Source organism: Roseovarius carneus (assembly GCF_020141465.1).
GTDB classification, from domain to species: Bacteria; Pseudomonadota; Alphaproteobacteria; order Rhodobacterales; family Rhodobacteraceae; genus Roseovarius; species Roseovarius carneus.
In genome coordinates, this window is the sequence record NZ_JAHSPD010000001.1 from 1,928,030 (window position 1) to 1,950,831 (window position 22,802).

Genomic DNA, 22,802 nt, shown 5'->3' on the forward strand with positions numbered 1-22,802 from the left:
CTTTTTTGTGCTATGGTGTTCATCAAATGTAATGTGCTGCTTGATATCCATTTACCCACGCTGCCGCTTGGGGGATGGATTTCTTTGCGCCGATGCAATCTGTCCACCGCACCCTTTCGGGGGTGGGAGGACATGCAGAAGCGGGGCGGCCAAGTAAGGATGACATGAATGAGCAAGTCCAAGAAGTCCGAGTTTCGTCCCAATGATTTCGTGGTCTACCCTGCGCATGGCGTGGGCAAGATCGTTTCCGTCGAGACGCAGGAGATTGCGGGGATCGAGCTGGAGCTTTTTGTGATTTCGTTTGAGAAGGACAAGATGACCCTGCGCGTGCCGACGCATAAGGCCACCGAGATCGGGATGCGCACATTGTCGAGCCCTGACACCGTGTCGCGCGCCATGACCACGCTCAAGGGCAAGGCAAAGGCCAAGAAGGCCATGTGGTCGCGCCGGGCGCAGGAATATGAGCAGAAGATCAACTCGGGTGATCTGATCTCAATCGCGGAGGTGGTTCGCGACCTGCACCGCACCGATGATCAGCGCGAGCAAAGCTACTCCGAGCGGCAGCTTTATGAGGCCGCACTTGAGCGGTTGACCCGTGAAGTGGCGGCTGTGAGCGGCGATGACGAAGTGCAGGCTGCCAAGCAGGTGGGCGATGTTTTGATCTCGCGGGTTGCTGCCGCCTGAAGGTAAGGTGACGGATTAAGAATTGGCCGTATCCCTTTGGGATGCGGCCTTTTTCATGTGATTAAGATCAGGAGCGCTGTGACCTCCGCCACCTGTTGTGCGGCCCCCAGGACATCTCCGGTTTGCCCTGAGATCTTGGCGCGCGCGATAAGCGAGAGCCCGAGCGCCGCAAGACCCGCCCCGATCAAAACGCCCAGAGCGCTTGGCCCCAATAGCGCCAGCGCCCCAAGGGTCGCGAGGCCCGCCGCCGCGATCACGGCCCCTTTCGGCGCGGCTCCGACCGAGGCCGAAAGGCCGCTTGCCCGCGCATGGGGCAGCGCCCACATCAGTGCGGGCATCACGCTGCGCGACACCATGCCAACCGCCACCATCGCGGCCATGGCTGTGCCCGGTCCGGCCTCAAAAAGCAGCCATAACGCACCGCCGCGCGCCGCCAGCGACAGCACCAGAGCAATGACACCGTAGCTGCCGATCTGGCTGTCTTTCATAATTTCCAGCCGCCGCTCCCGCGTCCAGCCGCCCCAGAACCCGTCGGCGCAATCGGCCAGCCCGTCCTCATGCAGCGCGCCGGTCACGATCACCTGCGCCGCCAGCGCGATCAGCGCCGCCAGCGCCGCAGGCAGCCCAAGCCAGAGCGCCAGCACCCCGGCGACGCCCCCAAGCGCACCGACCACGGCCCCAGCGAGCGGATAGGCCCAGGCCGCCGCCGCACCGCGCATATGCGCGCCGGGAATCGGCAAGCGCGTGAGCAATTGCAGCGCCGCCAGCACATCGGCGGGATCGAAGCTCGTGTCGTTTTTCGCCATATTGGGCCCTTTTTCTGCTGCACGCGGCAGGTCCCTTTGCGATACATCACGGCAGGGGTTGGGTGCAACGGGGGTGACATGCGAATGGTTTGGCAAAATCTGACAGAGGTGGAGGCGGCACTGGACGCGCAAACTGGCCCGGATGCGGTGGCGTGGGCGGGTGCACAGGCGCGCACGCAAAGCCTGACCAAGCCACCCGGTTCCTTGGGGCAATTGGAGGTGCTGGCCGTGTGGTATTGCGGCTGGCGTGGCGATGCGCGCGCTAAGATGCACGCGCCGCAAATCATTGTTTTTGCAGGAAACCACGGGATTACCGCGCAAGGTGTGTCTGCATTCCCGCCCGAGGTGACCGCACAGATGGTCGCTAATTTCAACGCGGGCGGTGCGGCGATCAATCAACTGGCCAAGCTTCAAGGCGCGCGGCTGGACGTGCAGGCGCTTGATCTTGACCGGCCCACGCAGGATTTCACCACCGGCCCTGCGATGGACGATGCGGAGCTTCTGACGGCGCTGAACGAAGGGGCGAAGGCGGTCTCGGGCGAGGCTGATCTGCTGGTCGTGGGCGAGATGGGGATTGGTAACACGACGAGTGCCGCCGCGATTGCGCATCTGCTTTACGGCGGTGCGGCGAGCGATTGGGTTGGCCGTGGCACGGGCGTGGATGATGTGGGCCTTGCGCTCAAGGCGGCTGTGGTGCGCGCAGGTGCGGCACGTCACGTGGGGGCGCAGGGCCTGCGCATTCTGGGCGCTGTCGGCGGGCGGGAGCTTGCCGCGATGGCCGGGGCAATTTTGCAGGCGCGGCGCTTGAGAATTCCGGTGCTTCTGGACGGGTTCATCTGCACCGCTGCCGCGGCCTGTCTGGAGGCGGCTAAACCGGGCGCGCTCGATCACTGCATGGCGGCGCATGTAAGCGCCGAAGGCGGGCACGCATGTCTGCTGGAGCGGATTGGAAAAACGCCTCTTATGGCGCTCGATATGCGGCTTGGTGAGGCATCGGGGGGGGCGGTCGCCATAGGCCTTTTGCGCGCGGCACTCGCGTGTCACAACGGTATGGCCACATTTGAAGAAGCCGCAGTCAGCGGCGGCTAACCGTGTCTACCCGTTGGATTTCTTACTCTCCGCCGTGGTCACTTCAAGCTGTGACAAAAGCATGGTCTCCAATTCCTGCTCCAACTCCTTGGCGCGGGCAATATAGGCCGCATTCTCCACGGTGGGTTTCTCGGGGTCCCAAAGAGCCGCCAGCTCGCGCACCGAATGGCGGTCATGGCGATAGAACGTGTCTTCCAGCTCGGACGCCTCAAACTCTGTCAGCCCAACATTCTCAAGCACATAGCGTCCGGCGCGCAAGGATGCGTCAAACATCTCGCGCACGATGTCATTCGCTCCTGCCTGATAAAGGCGGAACACATGGGTGCGATCGCGCGCGCGCGCCACGATATGCAGGTCCGGCCGCTCGCGCCGCGCGAACTTGATCAGGCGGACCGAGGCATCCGGATCGTCGATGGCGACGACAAGCACGCGCGCGGCTGCAAGCCCTGCGGCGTTGAGCATATCGGGGCGGGTGGGGTCGCCGAAGAAGCCTTTGACACCAAAGCGGCGCATCCGCTGGATCGCCTCCAAATCATGGTCGAGCACCACGGTCTTGAACCCCGCAGAGCGCACCAAGCGGTTCACGATCTGCCCGAAGCGGCCAATGCCGACGACGATCACCGGGCCTTGGTCGTCCACCTCGTCAAACGCGTGATCGGGTGTTGCCTCCTCCATCCTGCGCGACAGGACGTCATAGGAGATGAACAAAAGCGGTGTGATCAGCATCGAGAGTGCCACGATCAGAAGTAGGATTTCGGAAAGTTCGCGCGGGATCGCGTTTTGCGACAACGAAAAGGAGATCAACACGAAGCCGAACTCCCCCGCCTGCGCGAGGCTGAGCGTGAAGAGCCATTGCGCGCGCCCCTTGAGGCCAAAGATGCGCCCGAGCACGTAGAGGATACCGCCCTTGAGCAGCATCATCGACAGGGTCAACGCAAGGATCATCATGGGCGCCGTGAAGAGGATATCGAAATTGATCCCTGCGCCTACGGTGATGAAGAAAAGGCCCAAGAGCAGGCCTTTGAAAGGGGCAATGTCGGATTCAAGCTCGTGGCGAAATTCGCTGTTGGCCAGCACCACACCCGCAAGGAAGGCGCCGAGCGCCGGAGACTGGCTTACCAGATACATCACGAAGGAGATGGCCACGACAATGAGCAGCGCCAGCGCCGTATACATCTCGCGCAGGCGGGCGGCGTGGATATAGCGAAAGACGGGCCGTGTGAGGTAGATGCCTGTGAGGATAATGGCCGCCACAGCGCCCAGAGTGACCAGGGTGACCGCCCAGCCGGGAAGGCCCGCGACAAGCGAATAGTTCGCCGCGTGATGCGCGCCGCCATGGCCTGCACCCGCCGCCTGTTCAAGCACACCGGAGAGCACATCCTCGGGCGTCTTTTGCAGCGCCAGAAGCGGCAGCAGGGCGAGCATGGGGATCACGGCAATATCTTGGGTCAGCAGCACCGAGAAGGACGAGCGCCCGCCTTTGGTCTGCATCAGCCCCTTTTCCGACAGGGTTTGCAGCACGATGGCGGTGGATGACAACGCCATGATGAGGCCGATGGCAAGCGCCACGCTCCAGACCTGTCCCAGCGCCATGGCAGCCCCCATCACCGCCAGCGTGGTCAGCACGATCTGAAGCCCGCCAAGGCCCAACAGCCTGTGGCGCATGTCCCAAAGCGCGCGTGGCTCAAGCTCCAGCCCGATGATGAAGAGCATCATCACCACGCCAAATTCGGCGAAATGTTGCAGCTCGGCCGTCTCATTTCCCACAAGGCCAATCACCGGCCCGATCAGGATGCCTGCCGCGAGATAGCCCAGCACGGAGCCAAGCCCGAGACGTGCGGCAATGGGCACGGCAATCACCGCCGCCGCGAGATAGATGGACGCCTGATAGAGGAAGCCTTCCATGCCCCGCCTTTCGCCAATGTGCGCAACCGCTACCGCAAAAGCGCTGTAGGGCCAGCCGCACCACCTTACCGAGCGTGTCGGGCTGTGCAATGCGCTATAGCGGCAATTGAGGCAATGGGCCCTGAACGCGGCTCGCAAGCCCTCTGGGGAACTTAAAGCGTTTCGCGAAAAACCTGAACCACTGGTTTTCGTGAAACGCGCACATCATTTGAGCGTTCCGCGCGTTTCGCCTCGATTGAGTGTCTCAAGTTTAAGGTGAAACGCTTTAGCTTTGTGGCATTTGCAGGGTCAGGTTGCGCCCGCGTTTGACATAGCGCAGTTCGCTGTCGCCGATAGCGGCCACCTGACCCCCATCGAGCCTGTCGCCGACCTGCACCTTTTTATACCGCCCATTGCCCAATCGGACGAGGGCGCGGCGGCTGTTGGGGGAGCCGTAGACGCCGATGAGGTTAATCTTGCGCAGGTTGATCGCGTTTTTCTGCGTGGCTTCCCGTGCGACGGAGGCGCGCGATGGGAGCGATGGTGTGAGAACCTGCGCCACGGGCACGGGGGTCGCTGCGGTTTGCTCCTGAATGCGCTCGACCGTGCTGGCGAAATCCGAGGGGCGGGTGTTTGGCGTGAGGGAGGCGCTGACCGCCTGTGCCGTTGGATTTTCAAAGAGAGACGGATCAACGGGGGCCGCTTGCGCCGCATCGGTCAGCGCACGGTTGAGGGCGTCTTGATCAATCAGCGGCGTCGCAGGGCTGTCATCGCTGCGCAAGGTGGCGGCGCTGGCATTTTGCTCAGGTGCGGCTTCTACCGCACTTGCGGCGGCTGCGATCTCTGCGGGACGCGCACGCGGGCGCAGCGCGGCAAGGACCGCATCGGTCTCTGACAGGGCCGCTGTCTCGGTTTGGGTCTCGATCTCGGCGGCGGCCCCATCTTCGGGCGCGAGGCCTTCGGGGCGAGCACGCGGGCGCAACCCGGCAAGAGCAGGGTCTGCGGTAACATCTGCGGTGACATCTGCGGCGGGATCGACTTCGGGCGCCTCGGCCTGCGCTGTCTCAGGTGCCGTTGCGTCGGGCTCTGCCTCGTCTGCGGGCGTCAGGGCGGCTTCTGTAACCGTCGCCTCGGGCTCTGGCGCAGCGGGCAAGCGGTCGAAGAACCCTTCGGGCGGCAGAAGGGCTGGTCTGCCGGCCACAAGGCGAATGCCTTCGGGGCTGACGATGCCGTCTTGTACGGCGCGGATAAATCCACGCGAATCGAATTCGAAAAGCACCCCTGCGGGTGGCGGATCAAACTGGGCGGCCACAGGCATTTCGCGCACTGGTGGGCTGATGAGGCGAGACGCCTCAGGCAGGCGCAACCCGGGGTCTGTTGCGGCCTCATAGACATCCGTGGTGCCGATTGCCGGCCCATCGCCGCTGGGTGGATTGGGGGCCATCTGCCAGATGCCCGTTGCGGCGTAGCGCGCGAGCGCCTCGCTGGGTGAGAGGGCTTCGGGCAGGTCAGGCAGGGGCGTGATCTCGGGCAATGGGGCGATGTCTTCTGATCCGGGGGGCTCGGGCTCCAAGGCGGCCAGATCTTCGCCCGTGCTGGAAGGCAGCGGGATGATCTCGGGCGTTTCATCCCCAGCTGAGACCTCGGAGACCTTGATATCTTTCGGCCCACCAAACAGGCGCGCAAGCCCATCATCAAGGAAGACCGAGGCCCACGCAGCGACCCCGACTAAAAAGAGCAGGAGAACCGCCGTGAGGATCAGGCCCAGAAACCGCGGTTTGCCGCCCACTTCGTGTCCGCGTGCGCCAAAGATGGTCATGCGCTCTTTCTCGCGGGCGCGGCGCTTGCGCAGCGCGTCTTTTTCCTCCGGAGTCGCGTCGGCCTCGGCTTTGGGCGCATCTTTGGGCCGGCGGCGCGAGAAGAACGAACCGGTTTTGAGAGGGGGCGGGGCGAGGTCCGCCTCAGGTATCACCAGCCGCGTTTCCGGATCGGGGATCAGCGAGGCTGCGGCAGCGGCGATAGCGGGCGTGTCGAGCGCGGGGTCCGCATGCGGTGCGGGGCTGGGCACGGAGGGAGCCGGGATGTCGAGGCCCTCATCGGTGACCTGCGCGCCTGATTTGGTGCCTGCTTCGGCGGATGGCTTGGCGTCAACCTTGGGCGGCGTGACAGAGGGGGCCGCCTTTGGGATTTCTGTGCCGTCGAGCGTGGTCAGGCGGGACGCGCCGCTGAGTTTGGGCGCGGGGCCCTCTGGCGTCTCGGTCCGGGCGGCGCGGATGGTGGCAAAGCCGCTTGCTGGCGCGCTGGGTTTGTCCTTGGGCGCGTCTTTTGGCTTTGTGGCATCCGGTTGCGGCTCAGGCGCAGGCGTTGAATCAAACTCAGGCTCAGGTTTCAGATCGAGGTCTGGATTTGCCGTGGTCGCGGCCTCATCCGTGGCTGACGCATCTTCATCGAGGGCGGTCTTTGGCAGCGGTGCGGGGACAGGTTTGGGCGTTGCTGGTGCGCTGATTATTCTGATGGGCGCGCTGTCACGCTGGATGCTCTCACCCGGTGCGAGGCGGCTGCGCGCATGGGCGGTGGGGCCGAAAAAAGGCTCGCCCGTGAAGGTGCCATCTTCGGGCATGGCCACAAAACACAGCGGGGTAAAGCCGTACTCCGCAGCAAAGGCCTCGGCCTCGGCCAGTGTTTCGCGCGCCACGGCGGCGATATGCATCTGCCCGTCCGAGACCGCAAAATCATAGGACAGATCGTCCACCTCGTAAGGTGTGGCCCCTGTCAGCGCAGTTCGGGCGGCCTCTTCTGGATCGCCGTCTGGCGCGGGCAGTGTGATGAATTTGATCTGGTCATTGGGCAGGACCAGTTTCACGGTTGCACCGCCTGGCGCCTTGGCGCGCAAGCGGGCCAGATCGCCCATGAGATCCGCGCTCGCCAGAGACACCTCGCCCAGATTGGTCCAGCCAGGGAAAGCCCGTTGGAGCAGGCTGATGCCCTCGAACGAAAGGGTGAGCGCGAAATTTGGTTTCATCTCAAACGATCTAGCAGTGTCTGGCCGGGTTTTGGACCCTTCGCCCATCATTGCGTAAGGTTACAGCAGGTTATTGCCGAGGGAAAGCCCGCGCGGGCCGTGCGGGCGGAAACGTGTCGCGTGATTGGACTGGGGCATTTGGCGCGTTCAGCGCGCCAAAGAGGCCGGGGCGGTGGGTGACCTGCCCCGGCTCCATGTGGTTTAGCCCGCTTTGGTCAGGGCCTGATCGAGATCGGCGATGAGATCGTCTGCATCCTCGGTCCCGATGGAGATGCGCACAACGCCCGGCCCGGCACCTGCGGCCACTTGTTGCTCCGCCGTGAGCTGCCGGTGAGTGGTGGAGGCCGAGTGGATCACGAGGCTGCGCGTGTCGCCCAGATTGGCCACATGCGAGAACAGCTCCAGCGCGTCCACGAATTTCACACAAGAGTCGTAGCCGCCCTTAAGCTCAATCGTGAAGAGGCCGCTGGCCCCGCGTGGGCAGACCGTTTTGACCCGATCATGATAGGGCGAGCTTTTGAGACCCGCATAGGTGACAGCCGCCACGCGGTCGTGTTTTTCGAGCCATTCGGAGATCACCGTGGCGTTTTCCACATGGCGCTGCATCCGCAGGCTCAGCGTCTCAATTCCCATCAGCGTGTAATGCGCCGCTTGGGGGTTCAGCGTCATCCCCAGATCGCGCAAACCGATGGCGATGCCATGGAACGTGAAGGCGAGCGGGCCGAAGGTCTCGTGGAATTTGAGGCCGTGATAGGCAGGCTCGGGCGCGCTGAGCGACGGAAACTTGTTGGATGCTGACCAATCGAACGTGCCGCTATCGACCACGACCCCGCCCGTGACGGTGCCATTGCCGGTGAGGTATTTGGTCATGGAATGCACCACGAGGGTCGCGCCATGCTCGATCGGACGGCAGAGATAGGGCGTGGCCGTGGTGTTATCCACGATCAGCGGAATGCCCGCCGCATCGGCCACATCGGCCACGGCGCGCAGATCGGCGATATGGCCGCCCGGATTGGCGATGGATTCGCAGAAAACTGCGCGGGTGTCGTCGTCAATGGCCGCTTTGATCGCGTCCATATCGTCGATATCGACGAATTTCGCGGACCAGCCGAAGCGCTTGATCGTCTGGCTGAACTGCGTGACTGACCCGCCATAAAGGCGCGTGGAGACCACGACATTGCGGCCCGGCTCCATGATCGGGAAAAGCGCCATGATCTGCGCCGCGTGCCCCGACGAACAGCAAACCGCGCCCGAACCGCCTTCAAGGGTCGCGACACGTTCTTGCAGGGCCGCCACGGTTGGGTTGGTCAGGCGCGAGTAGATGTAGCCCACCTCTTGAAGGTTGAAGAGGGCCGCTGCGTGCTCTGCGTCGCGGAAGACATAGGCCGTGGTCTGATAGATCGGCACCTGACGCGCGCCGGTTGCCGGATCGGGTCGTGCGCCCGCGTGAATTTGCAATGTGTCGAAACCGTAGGCCATGAGATGCCTCTCTCCCGTGATGAATGTTGTCGCTGTAATTACGCCATTGCTGCGGCGGCGTCCAGCGGCGGGCGCTCAAGCGTCGGGGTCTTTCGGCGGCTTTTGCAGGGGGGCGCTGTGGTTATGCGGCGCGCGGCCCGTGAGCAGATAGGCCACGCTTAAAAGCGCGCGTTTGAGCCAGCCAGCGGGGCCGGGGCGGACCGTGGGCACGGCGCTTGTGTGGCTGGGCAAAGCGCGCAGGAAGGCCAGCGCCTCGGGCGCTTCATGGGCCGGCACACGGATTGGGATGCCGCCCAACGCAGTGCTGAGATAGGGCAGTGTGTGGACTGTGTGAAACCCCGGCGCGGAGGGCGAAAAGCCCGCACCCTCAAGGGCCGCGATGGTTAGGCTCGCCTCTAGCGATGATCCCGCGCGCGCAATCTGCACAAGACCGCCGCTCACCGCATCCAAAACCCGTTGCGCTTGATCTGATTGCGGATCGCCTGCTCTCTGCGGGGCAGGTTATCCTGATCGAACATATCGCGGACTTTCATGCCGCGTCTCTGGTAGACCATCCGTTTGATCGGGTCGTATTCCTTGACCACGCGCTTGATGCGATTTGGCCCGCAGACATGGTGCAGCACCTCCACAACATGATCGCTTTCGCGGGCATAAAGCAGCGGAAGCAGGCGGTAATGGCAAGTGGTCGCCCCATCCAGCCAGCCCTCGGGCAGGGTATCGCGCCCGCCGCCAAGCGCATGGATCACCAAGGGAAGTGCCACTTGATCGAGCCACGGATCAAGCTCTTGGCAGACCAGCGTATCGGGCGGATCATCACGGATCGCATTGGCGTATTCTAGAAAGAGCGCGCCGAACGCGTGGGGGCATTTGTAATAGAAGAACCCTGCGTTGAAATAGAGATAGCGACGCCAGAATTCATCGGGTTCAGAAAGGTCGAGCGAGCTTTTAAAATCCAGCCCGAATTTGTCATAGAGCGATTTCCAAATGCCCGCATAGCCGGGGCCATAAAGCTCGGGCTTGGGCCATGTGCCCTCGCGGCGCAGCGAGGCGGAGGGGCGGTCGAAATCAAACGGCACATCCGAAAGCTCGCCGGTGATCAGCGTGTCGGTGTCGAAGAAGACGAAAGGCTCTCCCTCGGGCAGGGCGTTCAGCATCTCGATCTTGTTGCCATAGGGATATTTCTGGCCGAAATGGCGGTTCTCGAAGGGCAGGATCTCGGCTCCAAGCTCTGCCAGAAGCGCGCGTGTGTCCTCGCCCCGGATACGCGGATCGCCATCCCATTTTGGGCCGGGCTGAGGCTCTGCGATAAAAAGGCGGCCTTGCCAAAGCGGGCTCATCTCGCGCAGCGAGGCGCAAAAAAGGATCGCCTCATATTGCAGCCGCCCGCCTTGGGCGACGATGGCAATATTGAAATCCGCGCTTCGTGTCATGCCTGTCCGGTCCTGCTCTGCCGTCTTGTTTTGCATCAGCATAGAGGGCTTGGCACCACCGCGCGAGGTAAAAAAACCTGTCGATTTTCCGCCATGGTTTGGCTGTATCAAGGGGTGAGGTTGGATCTGTTTGAGCAGATCTGGTGCAGTGGGGGAGCGCCACAAAAAATAAGGGCGCTTCGGGAATACCCAAAGCGCCCTTTTTCGTATCTGGAGCCGCGCTTAGCTAAGGGCCGCGCGCACCTCGGCCAGCATGTCCTTGCGCGCTTTGCGGGCGGCGGCGGCACCGTCCATGTCCACCCGCATGAACTTTACCGGCGTGTGTGGCTGAAGCTGTCCGATCAGGTCCATATCGGCGGAGATGATCGCACCGAGGGTGAAGTAACCGCCGCCCGAGACCGCATCGCGGTGCAGCACGATAGGCTCGGTCCCGCCGGGCACCTGGATGGAGCCGTAGGAATAACAGCCATCCACGATGTTGGACGGGTCCGCGCCCGCGCCAAAGGGCTGTTCGCGCTCCACGAATTCCAGCTTGCGGCCCCCGCGGAAGCGGTAGCCCATGCGGTCCGCTTCGGGCGCGACCTTCCAGTCATCGTCGAAGAACGCGTTTTGCGCTTTCTCGGTCAGCCGGTCCCAATAGAGACCGGGCAGCACGCGCAGGGCGGCAGGCGTTGCGGGGCCACGGCGCAGCGTCTCGGGCACGCTGCGCCCGGCTTTGCCCTTGCCCGCACCGATGGGCAGATCGTCACCCGCCGCAATCGCGCGGCCCTCAACGCCGCCAAGCGCGCCGATGGGATAGGTCGAGCGGCTGCCAAGCGCGGGGGGTGTGTCGATGCCGCCCGATACGGCGATATAGGCCCGCGCACCCGCCTTGAGGAACTCAAAGCTCAGAGTTTGGCCCTTCTTGACTTCGAAACTTGTCCAGCAGTCGCGCGGTTCTGCGTCCACTTTGGGCGGCAGATGCGCGCCCGTGACGGCGACCACAGCATCCTGAGTAAACTCGATCTCAGGGCCCATGAACACGGCCTCAAGACAGGCCGCATCTTCGGGGTTGCCAACCAGCATGTTGGCGCAGCGCAGCGCGAAGCGGTCCATAGCACCCCCCATCGGGATGCCAAGGTGGAAATATCCGGGGCGGCCCAGATCCTGAATGGAGGTGGCAAGGCCGGGGTTTTTGATCTTAAGCGTCATTGAGGGCCTCCATCAGCTTGGCGTTGGTCCCGGCCATATCGGCGTTGAACGCCTCAAGGTCGAAATCGACCTCGGCGATGCGGGGCACATAGGTGTTCTCCTCAACCTGTTTGAGGATGGCGTCATACTCGGCCCGGTCGATGGGCTTCCATTTCACGATGTCGCCGGGCTTGAAGAAGACCATGAAATCCTTGAGGTAATTCAGCTTTTCTTCGGGGTCATAGATGGGCATCGGCGTGATGCCGAACATCTGATAACCGCCTGCGCCACGCACAGAATAGACGCAAGAGAAGCACCCGCCATAGCCCACGGTCTGTTTGGGTGTATCGGTGCGGGGGCTGAGATATTTGGGTACCTCAAGCTGCTTTTCACGCTCGACCAGTTGGTAGAGGAAGGGCAGGCCCGCGACGAAGCCCACCATGGAGACAAACCAAGGCTGCGAATGATGCGCCTCGATAAACGCCTCGGCGCTGTCGTATCCGTTGATGCGCGCGGCATAATCGAGATCGGTGCCGCTTGGGTCTTGATGCCGCTCGCGAAAGCGCATCACGCAGTCATGGGTCCATGGGTCTTGGTAGAAGACCGGGATCTCGATGATCCGCGTGGTCATGCGTTTCTCGGCCGTCTCGGCCTTGCTTTCCAGCTCCTTCACGCGGGCCAGCATATCGGCGGGCGCGATCACATCGGGATCAAACCGCACTTGGAACGAGGCATTGGCCGGGCAAATCTCGGTCACGCCGTCGATATTGGCCGCGCGCACCGCGTTGCTCATCGACAGGGATTTGAAGAAGGCGTCGAGCGACATTTCGTCATCCATTTCGACATAGATATGTTCGTCGCCGCCATAGGTGTATCTGGTCTTCATGTCTGGCCTCCGTTTGCCGAAGTGGTCAGGTTACCGGCATCGAGCCAAGGCTCAAGCCATTGCGTGTGGAAATCATCGGCCTGCACAGAGGGGGCGCGCGCCAGCGCCTTGTGCAGGGGGGCTGTGGTCTTGATCCCGCCGATCTCAAGCTCTTCAAGCGCCGCCGCCATCCGGGCAATCGCATCGGTGCGGGTTGCGCCATGCACGATCAGCTTGCCCAGCAGAGAATCGTAGAAAGGCGGGATCGTATAGCCCTCATAGAGGAAGTGATCAAAGCGGATGCCGTCACCTTCAGGAATTTTCAGCGCGCCAACCACACCGGGCCATGGCATGAACTGCATAAGGGGGTCTTCGGCGTTCAGGCGCACCTCAATGGCGTGGCCGGTGCGGGTAATCTCGTCTTGCTGCATGCTCAGCTTCGCGCCGCCGCAAACGCGGATCATTTCCTGCACAAGGTCCACCCCGGTGATCATTTCCGTCACGGGGTGTTCGACCTGAATGCGGGTGTTCATCTCTATGAAGAAAAACTCCTTGGTCGCAGGGTCATAGAGATATTCCAGCGTGCCCGCGCCGCAGTAAGTCACGGCCTTGGCCAGCGCCACGGCGGTGTCGCACAGATGCGCGCGGGTGCCTTCGTCAAGACAGTCAGCACCTGCTTCTTCCCAAACCTTCTGACGGCGGCGTTGGAGCGAGCATTCACGCTCGAAAAAATGCACAGCGTCGGTGCCATCGCCCATAATCTGCACCTCGATATGGCGCGGGGATTGCACGGCGCGCTCAAGGTAGAGGCCACCATCGCCAAACGCCGCTGCCGCCTCGGCTTGGGCTTGGGGGGCCATTTTGCGCAGGTCTGCCTCATTCGTGGCAATGCGGATGCCCTTGCCACCGCCGCCTGCTGCGGCCTTGATCATAACGGGGTATCCGACCTCTGCGGCCACAGCGGCGGCTGCATCCACGCCATCCACACGGCCCTTGGAGCCGGGGACGACAGGCACGCCTGCGGCCTCGGCGGCTTGGCGCGCGGCGACCTTATCGCCCATCCGTTCAATCGTGTCGGCGGTGGGACCGACAAAGGCCATGCCTGCCTCGGCCACGGCGCGGGCAAAGGCCGGGCTTTCGGCGAGAAAGCCGTAGCCGGGATGCACGCCGTCGGCACCTGTATCTTTGGCGGCTTTCACCATCGCACCTACGTTCAGATAGGAGTCCGACGCCTTGGCCGGACCGACGCAGACGCTTTCGTCTGCCATCCGCACGGCAAGCATATCGGCGTCTGCTTCGGAATAGGCTTGGATCGTGGTGATCCCGAGGCCCTTGGCAGCGCGGATGATCCGCACGGCGATCTCGCCGCGATTGGCGATGAAAAGGCGCGTAATGGGCATCAGATCAAGCCAGCTCGGCCAACGTGGCACCCGCTGTCACGGGGGCCGCATCCTCAACCGCGTAGGCGGTGAACGTGCCCGCCACTTCGGATTTGATCTCGATGAAGGTTTTCATCACCTCGACGAGGCCGATCACGTCGCCCACCACCACGGCATCGCCGGCGGCCTTGAAGGGCGGCTCTTCGGGGGAGGGTTTGTGATAGAACGTGCCGGGCAGGGGGGATTGGATATGTGCCATGATAATGGTCCTTTTCAGATGTGTCTCAGAGGCCAAGAACGGTCGCGGCGGGGGCGATTGTCACGCCCGCCTCGGTAAGGCCCTTGCGGATCGCGCGGCCGATATCAAGTGCGCCGGGCGTGTCGGAATGAAAGCAGATCGATTCAAACGGGATGTCGATATCCACGCCCTCAACGGTCATCACCTTGCCCTCCATGCAGGCGCGCACGCATTTGGCGGCGATCTCTTCGGGGTTGGGGCGGGCAACTTGGCGGGCGAAGACGATGGAACCTGTCGTGTCATAGTCGCGGTCGGCGTAGAATTCGCGCACGACGGGGTGACCGTTGCGGCTGGCGATCTCATATGTTTTCGACATGCCCATGCAGAACAGAATGGTATTGCGGCTGGTTTTTTCCAGCGTATCGATCAGAAGCTCGGAAAGCTCTTCGTTCGCGGCGGCCTCCATATAGAGCGCGCCGTGGGGCTTTATATGTTGCAGGCCGATCCCGTGGCGGCGGCCAAACTCGCGCAGCGCGCCCACCTGATAGACAATATCATTGACCAACTCGTCGGCGTTCATCTGAATGGCGCGGCGGCCAAAGCCCTGAAGGTCGCGGTATCCGGGGTGTGCGCCAAGGGCCACACCATGCGCCTTGGCCAGCTGCACGACGCGGTCCATCGTGTTGGGGTCGCCCGCGTGAAAACCTGTGGCAACATTGGCCGAGCTGATCAGGGCCATGATCTCTTCATCGGGGGCCTCGCCCAGAATCCACTGGCCAAAGCCTTCGCCCATATCGCAATTCAGATCGACGATTGTCTTCATGGCAGCATCCTTCTGAGCAGTCAGGCGCAGGGTGAGGGAGTTTGTGCGCGATTGGAATTACTAATTTCTATAGGGGCTGTATCGGAAAAATAGATAATCGGCACCCCAAAGCACAGTTTTGCCTGTGGCTGCCCGGTTTTTCCGATATAGCTGCCCGGAGAAACCCAAAGAGCACGGTGATGATCCAATGATGAACCTGCGGCATCTGAAGTATTTCGTGGCCACCGCAGAGACGGGGCAGGTGAGTCGGGCCGCGGCAGAGCTGTCTATCTCGCAAAGTTCTGTCACGGGTGCGATCAAGGATCTGGAGATCACGCTGGGCACGCCGCTTTTTCACCGCTCGTCGCGGGGGATGGACCTGACGGGGCCGGGGCGGGAATTTCTGGCCTCGGCCCGAGAAATCCTTGAAAAGCTGGAGCAGGCCACACGCGCTGCGCGACAACATTCCGAGCTTTCGGGCTCCATTTCCATCGCCGCCACCTATACCGTGATGGGCTATTTTCTGCCCTATCATCTGGACCGGATCGCGGCGCTTCACCCCGGTCTCGATATTACCCTGCACGAGCTGAACCGCGAAAGCATCGAGGAGGGACTTTTGTCCAACCGCTTTGATCTGGGCGTGCTTTTGACCTCCAACATCACCAATCCCGAGATCGAGACGGAGACCCTCCTGCGCTCGGCCCGGCGGCTCTGGGTGCCGCATGGGCACCGGTTCTCACTGGCGGGCAAGGCCAGTTTTGAGCAGGTCGCCGAGGAAGATTACATCATGCTGACTGTGGATGAGGCGGCGCACACGGCCATGAAATACTGGGGCCGCACGAATTTCCGCCCCAAGACCAAGCTGCGCACATCTTCGGTGGAGGCCGTGCGCTCCATGGTGGCCAATGGGCAGGGCGTGTCGATCCTGTCCGACATGGTTTACCGCCCGTGGTCTTTGGAGGGCAAGCGGATCGAGACAGTGCCCACGGATATGGAGACGCCGTCGATGGATGTGGGCCTCGCGTGGCGGCGCGACACTGTGCAAACCCCCGCTTTTCAGCTTTTGCACGGGTATTTCAAGCAGAGCTTTTTGTCGCCACAAGTGCCGCAATATCCCTCCTGAGGGCGGGGCCTTTTGGCGGAGGTTGGGAACCAAAGCGCGGGGGTACGGGTTGGTCTGGCATGTAGCGAGACCAACTGAAGGAGACCTGACATGGCACGCGCCCAGACCAACTCAAGCAAGAATGACACCACCCCGGCAGACCTCACCGATCAGATCGAGACGTTGCGGAACGATCTCAGCATGCTGACCGAGACGATCGCGGATATGGGCAAAGCCAAGGGCGAGGCCCTGTCTGACGCGGCGGCACGCAAGGCCGCCCGCGCGCAGGAAAAGGGGGCAGACGCGGTTGAATATGCCACCGAGCGCGCGCAGGCCGCCCAATCGCAGGCCAACGCGTTCGTGCACAATCAGCCCGCCGCAGCACTTGGCATTGCCGCTGGCCTTGGCTTTCTCATCGGCATGATCAGCACGCGGCGCTGAGATGCTGGACCGCGCAAAACACAGTGCAGCACAGCTTGCGCGCAAGACAGGCCTCCTGACGGGGGGCCTCTTGTGCATCGCGGTGGGGGCGGGGTTTTTGACCGTGGCAGCATGGATCGCTCTGGCATCAGCGTATGACGCTTTGATGGCTGCGGGGATTACCGGCGCGGTCTATGTAGGCGTCGGGTTTGTTATTATCGGTCTGGCGGGGTCCGGCCCTCGGGGGCAGATGCCGCAGCCCGAGCCAAAGCCAAAGTCTGCCCCTAGGCCATCATCCGCCCCGCCATTGATGCAGGCGTTCTTGCACGGGATGCAGGCGGGCGCGGAGGCCGATCTGGGTCGGCGGTGAGGCCTTAGGCCTGCCGCGCGTTCAAGAAGGTGCTGAGCCGGGCAATATACGCGGCGCGCGTCTCGATGAAGGCCATGTGCGAGGCGTTGGGGAACATCTCAAATTCCGCACTTGGGATCATGGCGGCGAAGCGCGCGGTGCTGGCCGGCGTGGCCTCATCATACTCGCCGCAAGTCACCAGCGTTGTGGCCGCGATCCGCGCCAGACCCGCGCGCCCGTCATAGCCGCGCAGAACGCCTGAGCAGGTGAATTCATTAGGCCCCCACATCGCGGCGTAGCAATCGGGGTTCATGACTTCAAATGTGCGCAGGACTTCCTCGGGCCATGGCTGCGCGCGGCACAGGTGCCGGGCGTAGAAGACATCGACAGCGGTGAGGTAGTCTGGCGCATCCGTGCGCTCCTCGGCCTCAAGGCGGTCCATCGTGGCGAGGGTCTCGGCAGGCAGGGCGGCGCGGTACGCACCATTGTCGGCGAGCCATGTGTCGGTATGGATAAGCGGGCTGGACAGGATCAGGCTTTGCAAGCCTTCGGGCCGGGCGCTTGCATAGGCGGCGGCGATGGTGCCGCCCCATGAATTGCCAAAAAGATGCAGGCGGGTGAGGCCGAGAGCATCGCGGAGCGCATCCACCTCTGCCACGAAACGCGGCAGCGCCCAATTCGCTGGATCATTCGGGCGGTCGGAGCGGCCTGCGTCAAGCTGATCGTAGAAAATCACAGGGCGCTCGGGGGCTAAATCCGCCAGCGGGGCGAGGTAGTCATGGCTCATCCCCGGCCCGCCATGCACGGCGAGAAGGGGTGTTGCACCGGTGCTCAGATCGCCGCAGACGCCGTACCAAACGCGCCCGCCGGGAACCTTTGCGCGCCCCTCAACGTCAAACTTGATCACAGCGTCGCACCCGCCAGAACCTGAATGAAGGTCTCGCGGTCGATGATGCCTTTGATCATGCCTGCGCTGTCTTTGACCGCGATCACGCCGTCTGATTTTGTCAAGATATCAGCCACATCCGCGATCCGGTCATCGGGGTGGACTGACAAAGCATCGGTGAGGTTCGTACCCTCCACCGGGTGCATGATGGTGGCTGCACGGACCACTTTGGCGCGCGGCACACCATTGGTGAAGCGCGCGACATACTCATTTGCCGGGCGCAGGATCAGATCCTCTGGCGTGCCGATCTGCACGATGCGGCCCTGATCCATGATGGCGATGCGGTCGGCGATTTTGATCGCCTCGTCAAGGTCGTGGGTGATGAACACCACCGTCTTGCTGAGCTGGCTTTGCAGGCGCAAAAGCTCGTCTTGTAAATCGGCGCGGATGAGCGGATCAAGCGCCGAGAAAGGCTCGTCCAGAAACCAGATGGCAGGGTCGGAGGCGAGGCTCCGCGCGATCCCTACGCGCTGTTGCTGCCCGCCCGAAAGCTCATCGGGGAAGTGATCTTCGCGCCCTTCAAGGCCCACAAGGCTGATCATTTCACGCGCGCGTTTCTCGCGCTCGGCACGCGGGATGCCTTGGACCTGCAACGGAAAGCCCACATTGCCCACCACATCGCGGTTTGGCAGCAGCGCGAAGTGCTGAAAGACCATGCCCATCTTGCGGCGGCGTATCTGGATCAGCTCTGCGTCGGAGGCGGCGAGAAGATCCTCGCCCTCAATCAGGACTGAGCCTTGGGTAGGCTCAATCAGCCGCGACATGCAGCGCACCATGGTGGATTTGCCCGAGCCCGACAGGCCCATCACGACGAAGACCTCGCCCCGCGCGATGGAGAAGCTCGCGTCGCGCACCGCAGCGGTCCAGCCACGAGCGGCCAGCGCATCTGCGTCCATGTCCGGCCCGCCCGCGCGCGTGAATTCGGCCGCCGTGGCGCCAAAGACCTTCCAGATACCATCGCATTCAAACACAAGATCGGCGGCGGGTGCGGCCCCGGTCTCGGGGGGTGTGTCACGCAGAGCTTCGGTCATTCCGCTGTCCTTTTCTTGTCGCTGGAGGCGCGCGCGGCGGCGGCTTTCAAAAGCCCGTCCGCGATGAGGGCGAGACAGGCCACGCAAAGCCCCGCGATGATCCCTTCGCCCACAAGGCTGCGGTTGAGCGCGATCAGCACCTCTTGGCCCAGATCCTTGGTGCCGACGAGGGCCGCGATGATCAGCATGGAAAACGCCATCATGATGGTTTGGTTGATCCCGATCAGGAGGGTGGGCAGGGCGGCGGGCAGGCGCACCCAGATAAGGGTCTGCCAGCGGGTGCAGCCCGCAATCTCGGCGGCCTCAAGCCGGGCATGGGGCACTTGGGCCATGCCGATCATCGCATAGCGCACGGCAGGGGCGATGGCATAGAGGATAACTGCGATCACTGCCGACACGTCCCCTATCCGAAAGAGCATGACGGCAGGCAGCAGATACACCAGCGTCGGGAGGGTCTGCATTGTGTCGAGCACGAAATTCGCAGGTTCCTGAGCGCGCGGGCGCGACGAGAGCCAAAAGCCGATTGGATAGCCGATCAGCACTGCGATTATGACCGAAATCGTAATAAGATAGACCGACGACATGGCTGGACCCCAGTATCCGGTGAGCACGATGAAAAGCGCGAGGCCGGTGGTATAGAGCGCCAGCCGTGCCCCGGCCAAAGCGTAGCCCAGAGCGGCCACAGCACCGATGATCAGCGTCCAGGGCGCGCCGCCCAGAAAATCATTGAACGGGCGCATGACCTGCAAGAGCGCGAAGTTGCGGATGCCTTCAAGCACGTCGAACATCTCGCGGTTGATCCATGTGACGGCGGCGTTCCAGAACGCGGCTGTGGAGACGACCCATGCGTCGGGCCATGCCTGCAACGGGGCCAGCAGAAGCGCCAGCCCGGTGGAGAAGATCAGCCACGCGGTGAGCAATTGCCACAAGGGCCGCTGCCCCGCCTTGAGGTGTACGCCATGCGCCGCGCGGTGGGCGGCGGCTTGGCTGAGCCGGTCAAGGATAATCGCAAGGGCCACGATGCCCATCCCGGCCTCAAGCCCCGATCCGATGTCAAGTTTGCGCAGCGCGCTCAGCACGTCAAAGCCAAGCCCGCCCGCGCCAATCATCGACGCGATGATCACCATGTTCAGCGTCATCATGATGGATTGGTTCATCCCCACGGCGAGCTTTCCAAGCGCCGCGGGAAGCTGCACCTGCCACAAAAGCTGGCGCGGCTTGCAGCCGATCATACGGCCACATTCCGTGATCTCGGTCGGAACGGATTTCAGCGCCAGAACCGTATTATGCACCATGGGCGGCAAGGCGTAGATCACCGTGGCCACAAGGGCCGCGCTGGGGCCGTAGCCAAAGAGCAGCAGCGTCGGCACTAGATAGGAGAAGATCGGCACCGTCTGCATCACGTTCATAATGCCGCGCGTCACGTTCTCGATCCGCGCGCTGCGATAGGACCAAATGCCAAGCGCGAGGCCCAGAAGAATGGCGATGATGACGCTGACCAGAACGCTGGCCAAAGTGACCATCGCGTTTTCCCACAGGCCGAAAAAGACCAGGAATCCGGCGGATACCGCGCAGATCACTGCAAGATTACGCCCGCCGAACCGGTAGCCCATGATCACCAGAGCGCCGCCAATGGCGAGCCAGCTGAGAGGTGGCACGGATTGAGTGACGTTGAGGCCGCGCCCAGTGAAGAGCCCTTCGGCCAGAACCACGACCGTGGCGTCGATCACATAATCGAAGAGGGTGGCAAGGCCGCGCGTCATCTCCTGAAACGCGACGCCGCCGATCTTGGCATCGCGCGCGAACCAGTTGATCGCATCGCCGACAACCTGCGCCACCGGGAAGGTGATCGCCTCGGGGATGACGCGCATCCATTCGGGGCCAAGCAGGGCTGCCCACGCCAGAAAGGTGAGCCCCAGTAGCGCAATGGCCGGGGGCGAGGTCCATGGCTTGGATTTCTTTGGGCGCGGGGCGGTGTCGATGCTGGCCATGCGGGCGTGTGCCTTTTTGGGTGCGGGGCTTGGGAATGGTCATCAGCCCTGAGAGGGGGACTGGAAAGGGCCGGCACACATGGCGCCGGCCCTCTTGGTGTCAGGCGTACCCCTTACATCGCGCAGGAGGCCCATTCCTTCCACGTGGCGTCGTTTTCCATCAGCCACTCGGTTGCGACCTCGGTGGAGGAGCGCCCGTTCAGATCAACCTCGACCAGAAGGGCTGCCATCGTATCGTTGTCCATCTGGTAGTTGCGGACAATGTCATACGCGCAGGGCCATTTCTCTTCGCCACCGGCCCATGCCATTTTCTTGATCCAGCCATAGGGCTTGCCGCAATCATAGGTCGCGTCGGGGTTTGGACCCCATGCTGGATCCTCAAAGCAGGCCAGTTCGAATTGCGGGAACTGCACATATTCACCTTCATAAACCGAGGTGACCCAGTGCGGCTGCCAGACCCAAAGCACGATGGGCGCTTCGCGGTCGTAGGCCGATTTCAGCTCGGCGAACATGGCGGCATCGGTGCCGGGGTGGACGATATCAAACGGCAGATCGAGGGCTGCGACCATACGCTCGTCATGATCGCCCCAGCTGACTGGGCCGCCCACGTAGCGGCCATTGGGCGTGGTGTCGGCAGTGGCGAACACCTCAGCACATTCCTTCAGAGCTTCCCACGCTGGAAGGCCGGGGCAGCGCTCTTTCATATAGAGCGGGTACCACCAGTCCTCGACGCCGCGCAGACCGGTCTCGCCCATGTCGAGCACTTTGCCCGTCGCCACGGATTTCTCAAGGTTCTGAAGCTGCGTGGTCTGCCATGTCTCCATGGAGATGTGCAGATCACCATTCTCGAACCCCGGATAGCGCCCGGAATCGTCGGCTACCACAAGCTCGGTGTTATAGCCCACGGTTTGCAGGATCAGCGACATCATCTCGCCCTGAAGGCCGATGGAGGTCCAGTCGCCGGTCATGATCTTGATCGTGTCATCGGACTCGGGCACCGCTTGCGATAGGGCCGGTCCCGCGAGCATGGCCGCGACGGCGGCACTGGTTGCAATTGTTTTTATTTTCATGAGTTTACACTCCCCTTGGTTGGTTATTTTTTTAGTTGGTTAATTTTTGTATAGTTCCGGTGCGCGTTTACCCTTTCACGAACCATCCGTTATCGACGTAAAGTGCCGCGCCATTCACGAAGCTTGCCTCATCTGAGGCAAGGAACAGTGCGGCGGCAGCGACATCTTCAGGCTCGCAGATCCGCACCTGTGTGGCGGCCAGATCGGCGTCCTGCCATTCCTGACCCAGCCCATCCAGTTCATCAATTTCGCGCAAGCCGTGGGCGGTTTTCACAAAGCCGGGGCAAACCGCGTTACAGCGAATGCCATGCTCGCGGTATTCCACGGCGATGCAGTTGGACAGCATCAGCACGGCGGATTTGGTCATGCAGTAGAGCGATTCGTAGACAAATGCCTTGCCACTGCCGATGGAGGCCGTGATCACGATGGAGCCGCCGCCATTATCCTTCATATGGCGCACCACCGCTTGGGTCACCATGAAGGCGGAGCGGACATTGATATCCATCAGCCGGTCATATTCATCCTCGGACATCTCGTGAAACGGTTTCACGATGATGCTGCCCGCGTGGTTGAAGAGCACGTCGATCGTCCCGCGTTTGGCAAGTACCGCGTCGACGGCAGCGGTGACATTCGCGCCCTTCGACAGGTCCACCGCTTGAAAAAAGCAATCATGCCCGGCGGCTGACATCTCGGCCATCAGATCCGCGCCCGCCTCGGCGTTAAGGTCGAGGACGGACACGATTGCACCCTCGGCCGCGAACATGCGCGACGCGGCCAGCCCCATGCCGCCCGCGCCACCGGTGATGAGGACTGATTTGCCCTCGAACCTGCGCCGCGCGCCGCCTGACTGTGGAGTGATGGATGCGCCGTTTGTCATGCTGCCCCCCAATGAGCATCTGATCCCAGAGCGATAGTAGGGCGGGGATGCGGACGAGCTGTCAAGAATTAACTAAAGAAAAGAGCCTCTTGGGGCGATTGAAGGGTCAAAGGCTACGCATCGGGTGCCCGGCGTGTCGCATGACGCACGGCGGGGTGTGGTTCCGGG

21 protein-coding genes are annotated in these 22,802 nt (G+C 62.5%); 5 read left to right on the forward strand and 16 right to left on the reverse strand.

Annotated features, from left to right (window positions below):
* Positions 1-168: 168 nt before the first annotated feature.
* A complete protein-coding gene (locus tag KUD11_RS09700; RefSeq protein ID WP_109384877.1) occupies positions 169-684 on the forward strand; it encodes a CarD family transcriptional regulator in 516 nt (171 codons plus the stop codon).
* A 53-nt stretch (positions 685-737) separates the two neighbouring features.
* Here the strand turns inward: KUD11_RS09700 and KUD11_RS09705 are convergent, their stop codons facing one another.
* Positions 738-1,490, reverse strand: a complete 753-nt coding sequence (locus tag KUD11_RS09705; protein ID WP_109384876.1) for an adenosylcobinamide-GDP ribazoletransferase — start codon at positions 1,488-1,490, stop codon at positions 738-740.
* 78 nt (positions 1,491-1,568) lie between these two features.
* Here KUD11_RS09705 and cobT point away from each other — a divergent pair, with 78 nt between their 5' ends.
* Positions 1,569-2,579 carry a nicotinate-nucleotide--dimethylbenzimidazole phosphoribosyltransferase gene (gene cobT, locus KUD11_RS09710; RefSeq protein WP_109384875.1) on the forward strand — a complete coding sequence of 337 codons (1,011 nt, stop codon included), beginning with the start codon at positions 1,569-1,571 and terminating at the stop codon, positions 2,577-2,579.
* A 6-nt stretch (positions 2,580-2,585) separates the two neighbouring features.
* Here the strand turns inward: cobT and KUD11_RS09715 are convergent, their stop codons facing one another.
* The 10 genes from KUD11_RS09715 to KUD11_RS09760 form a co-directional block, all read right to left on the reverse strand.
* Positions 2,586-4,484 carry a cation:proton antiporter domain-containing protein gene (locus KUD11_RS09715; RefSeq protein ID WP_109384874.1) on the reverse strand — a complete coding sequence of 633 codons (1,899 nt, stop codon included), beginning with the start codon at positions 4,482-4,484 and terminating at the stop codon, positions 2,586-2,588.
* Positions 4,485-4,749: 265 nt separating this feature from the next.
* Entirely contained in the window at positions 4,750-7,485 is a 2,736-nt protein-coding gene (locus tag KUD11_RS09720) for a hypothetical protein (protein ID WP_109384873.1), read from the reverse strand.
* Positions 7,486-7,686: 201 nt separating this feature from the next.
* The gene (locus KUD11_RS09725; protein ID WP_109384872.1) at positions 7,687-8,964 is read right to left on the reverse strand and encodes an O-acetylhomoserine aminocarboxypropyltransferase/cysteine synthase family protein; all 1,278 of its coding nucleotides are present in this window, start codon (positions 8,962-8,964) and stop codon (positions 7,687-7,689) included.
* 75 nt (positions 8,965-9,039) lie between these two features.
* On the reverse strand, positions 9,040-9,405 hold the full coding sequence (locus tag KUD11_RS09730) for a hypothetical protein (protein WP_181375272.1): 366 nt from the start codon (positions 9,403-9,405) through the stop codon (positions 9,040-9,042).
* Entirely contained in the window at positions 9,402-10,430 is a 1,029-nt protein-coding gene (locus KUD11_RS09735; protein WP_397545210.1) for a hypothetical protein, read from the reverse strand. The genes KUD11_RS09730 and KUD11_RS09735 overlap by 4 nt, the downstream gene beginning before the upstream one ends.
* Positions 10,431-10,616: 186 nt before the next feature.
* Entirely contained in the window at positions 10,617-11,585 is a 969-nt protein-coding gene (locus KUD11_RS09740) for a 5-oxoprolinase subunit C family protein (protein WP_109384870.1), read from the reverse strand.
* Positions 11,575-12,450 (reverse strand): 5-oxoprolinase subunit B family protein, encoded by an 876-nt coding sequence (locus KUD11_RS09745; protein WP_109384869.1) that lies wholly within the window; start codon positions 12,448-12,450, stop codon positions 11,575-11,577. Before KUD11_RS09745 ends, KUD11_RS09740 begins: the two co-directional genes overlap by 11 nt.
* Positions 12,447-13,829 (reverse strand): acetyl-CoA carboxylase biotin carboxylase subunit, encoded by a 1,383-nt coding sequence (locus KUD11_RS09750; protein ID WP_109384868.1) that lies wholly within the window; start codon positions 13,827-13,829, stop codon positions 12,447-12,449. The genes KUD11_RS09745 and KUD11_RS09750 overlap by 4 nt, the downstream gene beginning before the upstream one ends.
* Before the next feature lie 4 nt (positions 13,830-13,833).
* Positions 13,834-14,067, reverse strand: a complete 234-nt coding sequence (locus tag KUD11_RS09755; protein ID WP_109384867.1) for an acetyl-CoA carboxylase — start codon at positions 14,065-14,067, stop codon at positions 13,834-13,836.
* A gap of 25 nt (positions 14,068-14,092) precedes the next feature.
* Positions 14,093-14,869, reverse strand: coding sequence for a 5-oxoprolinase subunit PxpA (locus KUD11_RS09760; protein ID WP_109384866.1), 777 nt, complete (start codon positions 14,867-14,869; stop codon positions 14,093-14,095).
* A gap of 187 nt (positions 14,870-15,056) precedes the next feature.
* On the opposite strand from KUD11_RS09760, the gene KUD11_RS09765 reads away from it, so the two are divergent.
* The 3 genes from KUD11_RS09765 (at position 15,057) to KUD11_RS09775 (ending at position 16,740) form a co-directional block, all read left to right on the forward strand.
* Positions 15,057-15,971 carry a LysR family transcriptional regulator gene (locus KUD11_RS09765; RefSeq protein ID WP_224380195.1) on the forward strand — a complete coding sequence of 305 codons (915 nt, stop codon included), beginning with the start codon at positions 15,057-15,059 and terminating at the stop codon, positions 15,969-15,971.
* A 90-nt stretch (positions 15,972-16,061) separates the two neighbouring features.
* Positions 16,062-16,391, forward strand: coding sequence for a DUF883 family protein (locus tag KUD11_RS09770; RefSeq protein ID WP_109384865.1), 330 nt, complete (start codon positions 16,062-16,064; stop codon positions 16,389-16,391).
* Position 16,392: 1 nt separating this feature from the next.
* Positions 16,393-16,740, forward strand: coding sequence for a phage holin family protein (locus KUD11_RS09775; RefSeq protein ID WP_109384864.1), 348 nt, complete (start codon positions 16,393-16,395; stop codon positions 16,738-16,740).
* A 4-nt stretch (positions 16,741-16,744) separates the two neighbouring features.
* Here KUD11_RS09775 and KUD11_RS09780 read toward each other — a convergent pair whose 3' ends face one another.
* The 5 genes from KUD11_RS09780 to KUD11_RS09800 form a co-directional block, all read right to left on the reverse strand.
* Positions 16,745-17,626, reverse strand: coding sequence for a proline iminopeptidase-family hydrolase (locus KUD11_RS09780; protein WP_109384863.1), 882 nt, complete (start codon positions 17,624-17,626; stop codon positions 16,745-16,747).
* Entirely contained in the window at positions 17,623-18,696 is a 1,074-nt protein-coding gene (locus tag KUD11_RS09785) for a quaternary amine ABC transporter ATP-binding protein (RefSeq protein ID WP_109384862.1), read from the reverse strand. Before KUD11_RS09785 ends, KUD11_RS09780 begins: the two co-directional genes overlap by 4 nt.
* Positions 18,693-20,687 carry an ABC transporter permease gene (locus KUD11_RS09790; RefSeq protein ID WP_109384861.1) on the reverse strand — a complete coding sequence of 665 codons (1,995 nt, stop codon included), beginning with the start codon at positions 20,685-20,687 and terminating at the stop codon, positions 18,693-18,695. The genes KUD11_RS09785 and KUD11_RS09790 overlap by 4 nt, the downstream gene beginning before the upstream one ends.
* A gap of 113 nt (positions 20,688-20,800) precedes the next feature.
* Complete coding sequence (locus tag KUD11_RS09795) at positions 20,801-21,757, reverse strand: ABC transporter substrate-binding protein (protein WP_109384860.1); 957 nt, start codon at positions 21,755-21,757, stop codon at positions 20,801-20,803.
* 67 nt (positions 21,758-21,824) lie between these two features.
* Positions 21,825-22,634: an SDR family NAD(P)-dependent oxidoreductase gene (locus KUD11_RS09800; protein WP_109384859.1), complete on the reverse strand. Its 810-nt coding sequence runs from the start codon at positions 22,632-22,634 to the stop codon at positions 21,825-21,827.
* Positions 22,635-22,802: the final 168 nt, after the last annotated feature.

What these genes read in the sequence shown, in the direction of transcription:
- KUD11_RS09720 (WP_109384873.1), bottom strand. Translation starts at nt 7,485, where the DNA reads ATGAAACCAAATTTCGCGCTCACCCTTTCGTTCGAGGGCATCAGCCTG.
- KUD11_RS09765 (WP_224380195.1), top strand. Translation starts at nt 15,057, where the DNA reads ATGATGAACCTGCGGCATCTGAAGTATTTCGTGGCCACCGCAGAGACG.
- KUD11_RS09705 (WP_109384876.1), bottom strand. Translation starts at nt 1,490, where the DNA reads ATGGCGAAAAACGACACGAGCTTCGATCCCGCCGATGTGCTGGCGGCG.
- KUD11_RS09750 (WP_109384868.1), bottom strand. Translation starts at nt 13,829, where the DNA reads ATGCCCATTACGCGCCTTTTCATCGCCAATCGCGGCGAGATCGCCGTG.
- KUD11_RS09745 (WP_109384869.1), bottom strand. Translation starts at nt 12,450, where the DNA reads ATGAAGACCAGATACACCTATGGCGGCGACGAACATATCTATGTCGAA.
- KUD11_RS09785 (WP_109384862.1), bottom strand. Translation starts at nt 18,696, where the DNA reads ATGACCGAAGCTCTGCGTGACACACCCCCCGAGACCGGGGCCGCACCC.
- KUD11_RS09700 (WP_109384877.1), top strand. Translation starts at nt 169, where the DNA reads ATGAGCAAGTCCAAGAAGTCCGAGTTTCGTCCCAATGATTTCGTGGTC.
- KUD11_RS09770 (WP_109384865.1), top strand. Translation starts at nt 16,062, where the DNA reads ATGGCACGCGCCCAGACCAACTCAAGCAAGAATGACACCACCCCGGCA.
- KUD11_RS09725 (WP_109384872.1), bottom strand. Translation starts at nt 8,964, where the DNA reads ATGGCCTACGGTTTCGACACATTGCAAATTCACGCGGGCGCACGACCC.
- KUD11_RS09715 (WP_109384874.1), bottom strand. Translation starts at nt 4,484, where the DNA reads ATGGAAGGCTTCCTCTATCAGGCGTCCATCTATCTCGCGGCGGCGGTG.
- cobT (WP_109384875.1), top strand. Translation starts at nt 1,569, where the DNA reads ATGCGAATGGTTTGGCAAAATCTGACAGAGGTGGAGGCGGCACTGGAC.
- KUD11_RS09760 (WP_109384866.1), bottom strand. Translation starts at nt 14,869, where the DNA reads ATGAAGACAATCGTCGATCTGAATTGCGATATGGGCGAAGGCTTTGGC.
- KUD11_RS09740 (WP_109384870.1), bottom strand. Translation starts at nt 11,585, where the DNA reads ATGACGCTTAAGATCAAAAACCCCGGCCTTGCCACCTCCATTCAGGAT.
- KUD11_RS09790 (WP_109384861.1), bottom strand. Translation starts at nt 20,687, where the DNA reads ATGGCCAGCATCGACACCGCCCCGCGCCCAAAGAAATCCAAGCCATGG.
- KUD11_RS09755 (WP_109384867.1), bottom strand. Translation starts at nt 14,067, where the DNA reads ATGGCACATATCCAATCCCCCCTGCCCGGCACGTTCTATCACAAACCC.
- KUD11_RS09775 (WP_109384864.1), top strand. Translation starts at nt 16,393, where the DNA reads ATGCTGGACCGCGCAAAACACAGTGCAGCACAGCTTGCGCGCAAGACA.
- KUD11_RS09800 (WP_109384859.1), bottom strand. Translation starts at nt 22,634, where the DNA reads ATGACAAACGGCGCATCCATCACTCCACAGTCAGGCGGCGCGCGGCGC.
- KUD11_RS09795 (WP_109384860.1), bottom strand. Translation starts at nt 21,757, where the DNA reads ATGAAAATAAAAACAATTGCAACCAGTGCCGCCGTCGCGGCCATGCTC.
- KUD11_RS09735 (WP_397545210.1), bottom strand. Translation starts at nt 10,430, where the DNA reads ATGCAAAACAAGACGGCAGAGCAGGACCGGACAGGCATGACACGAAGC.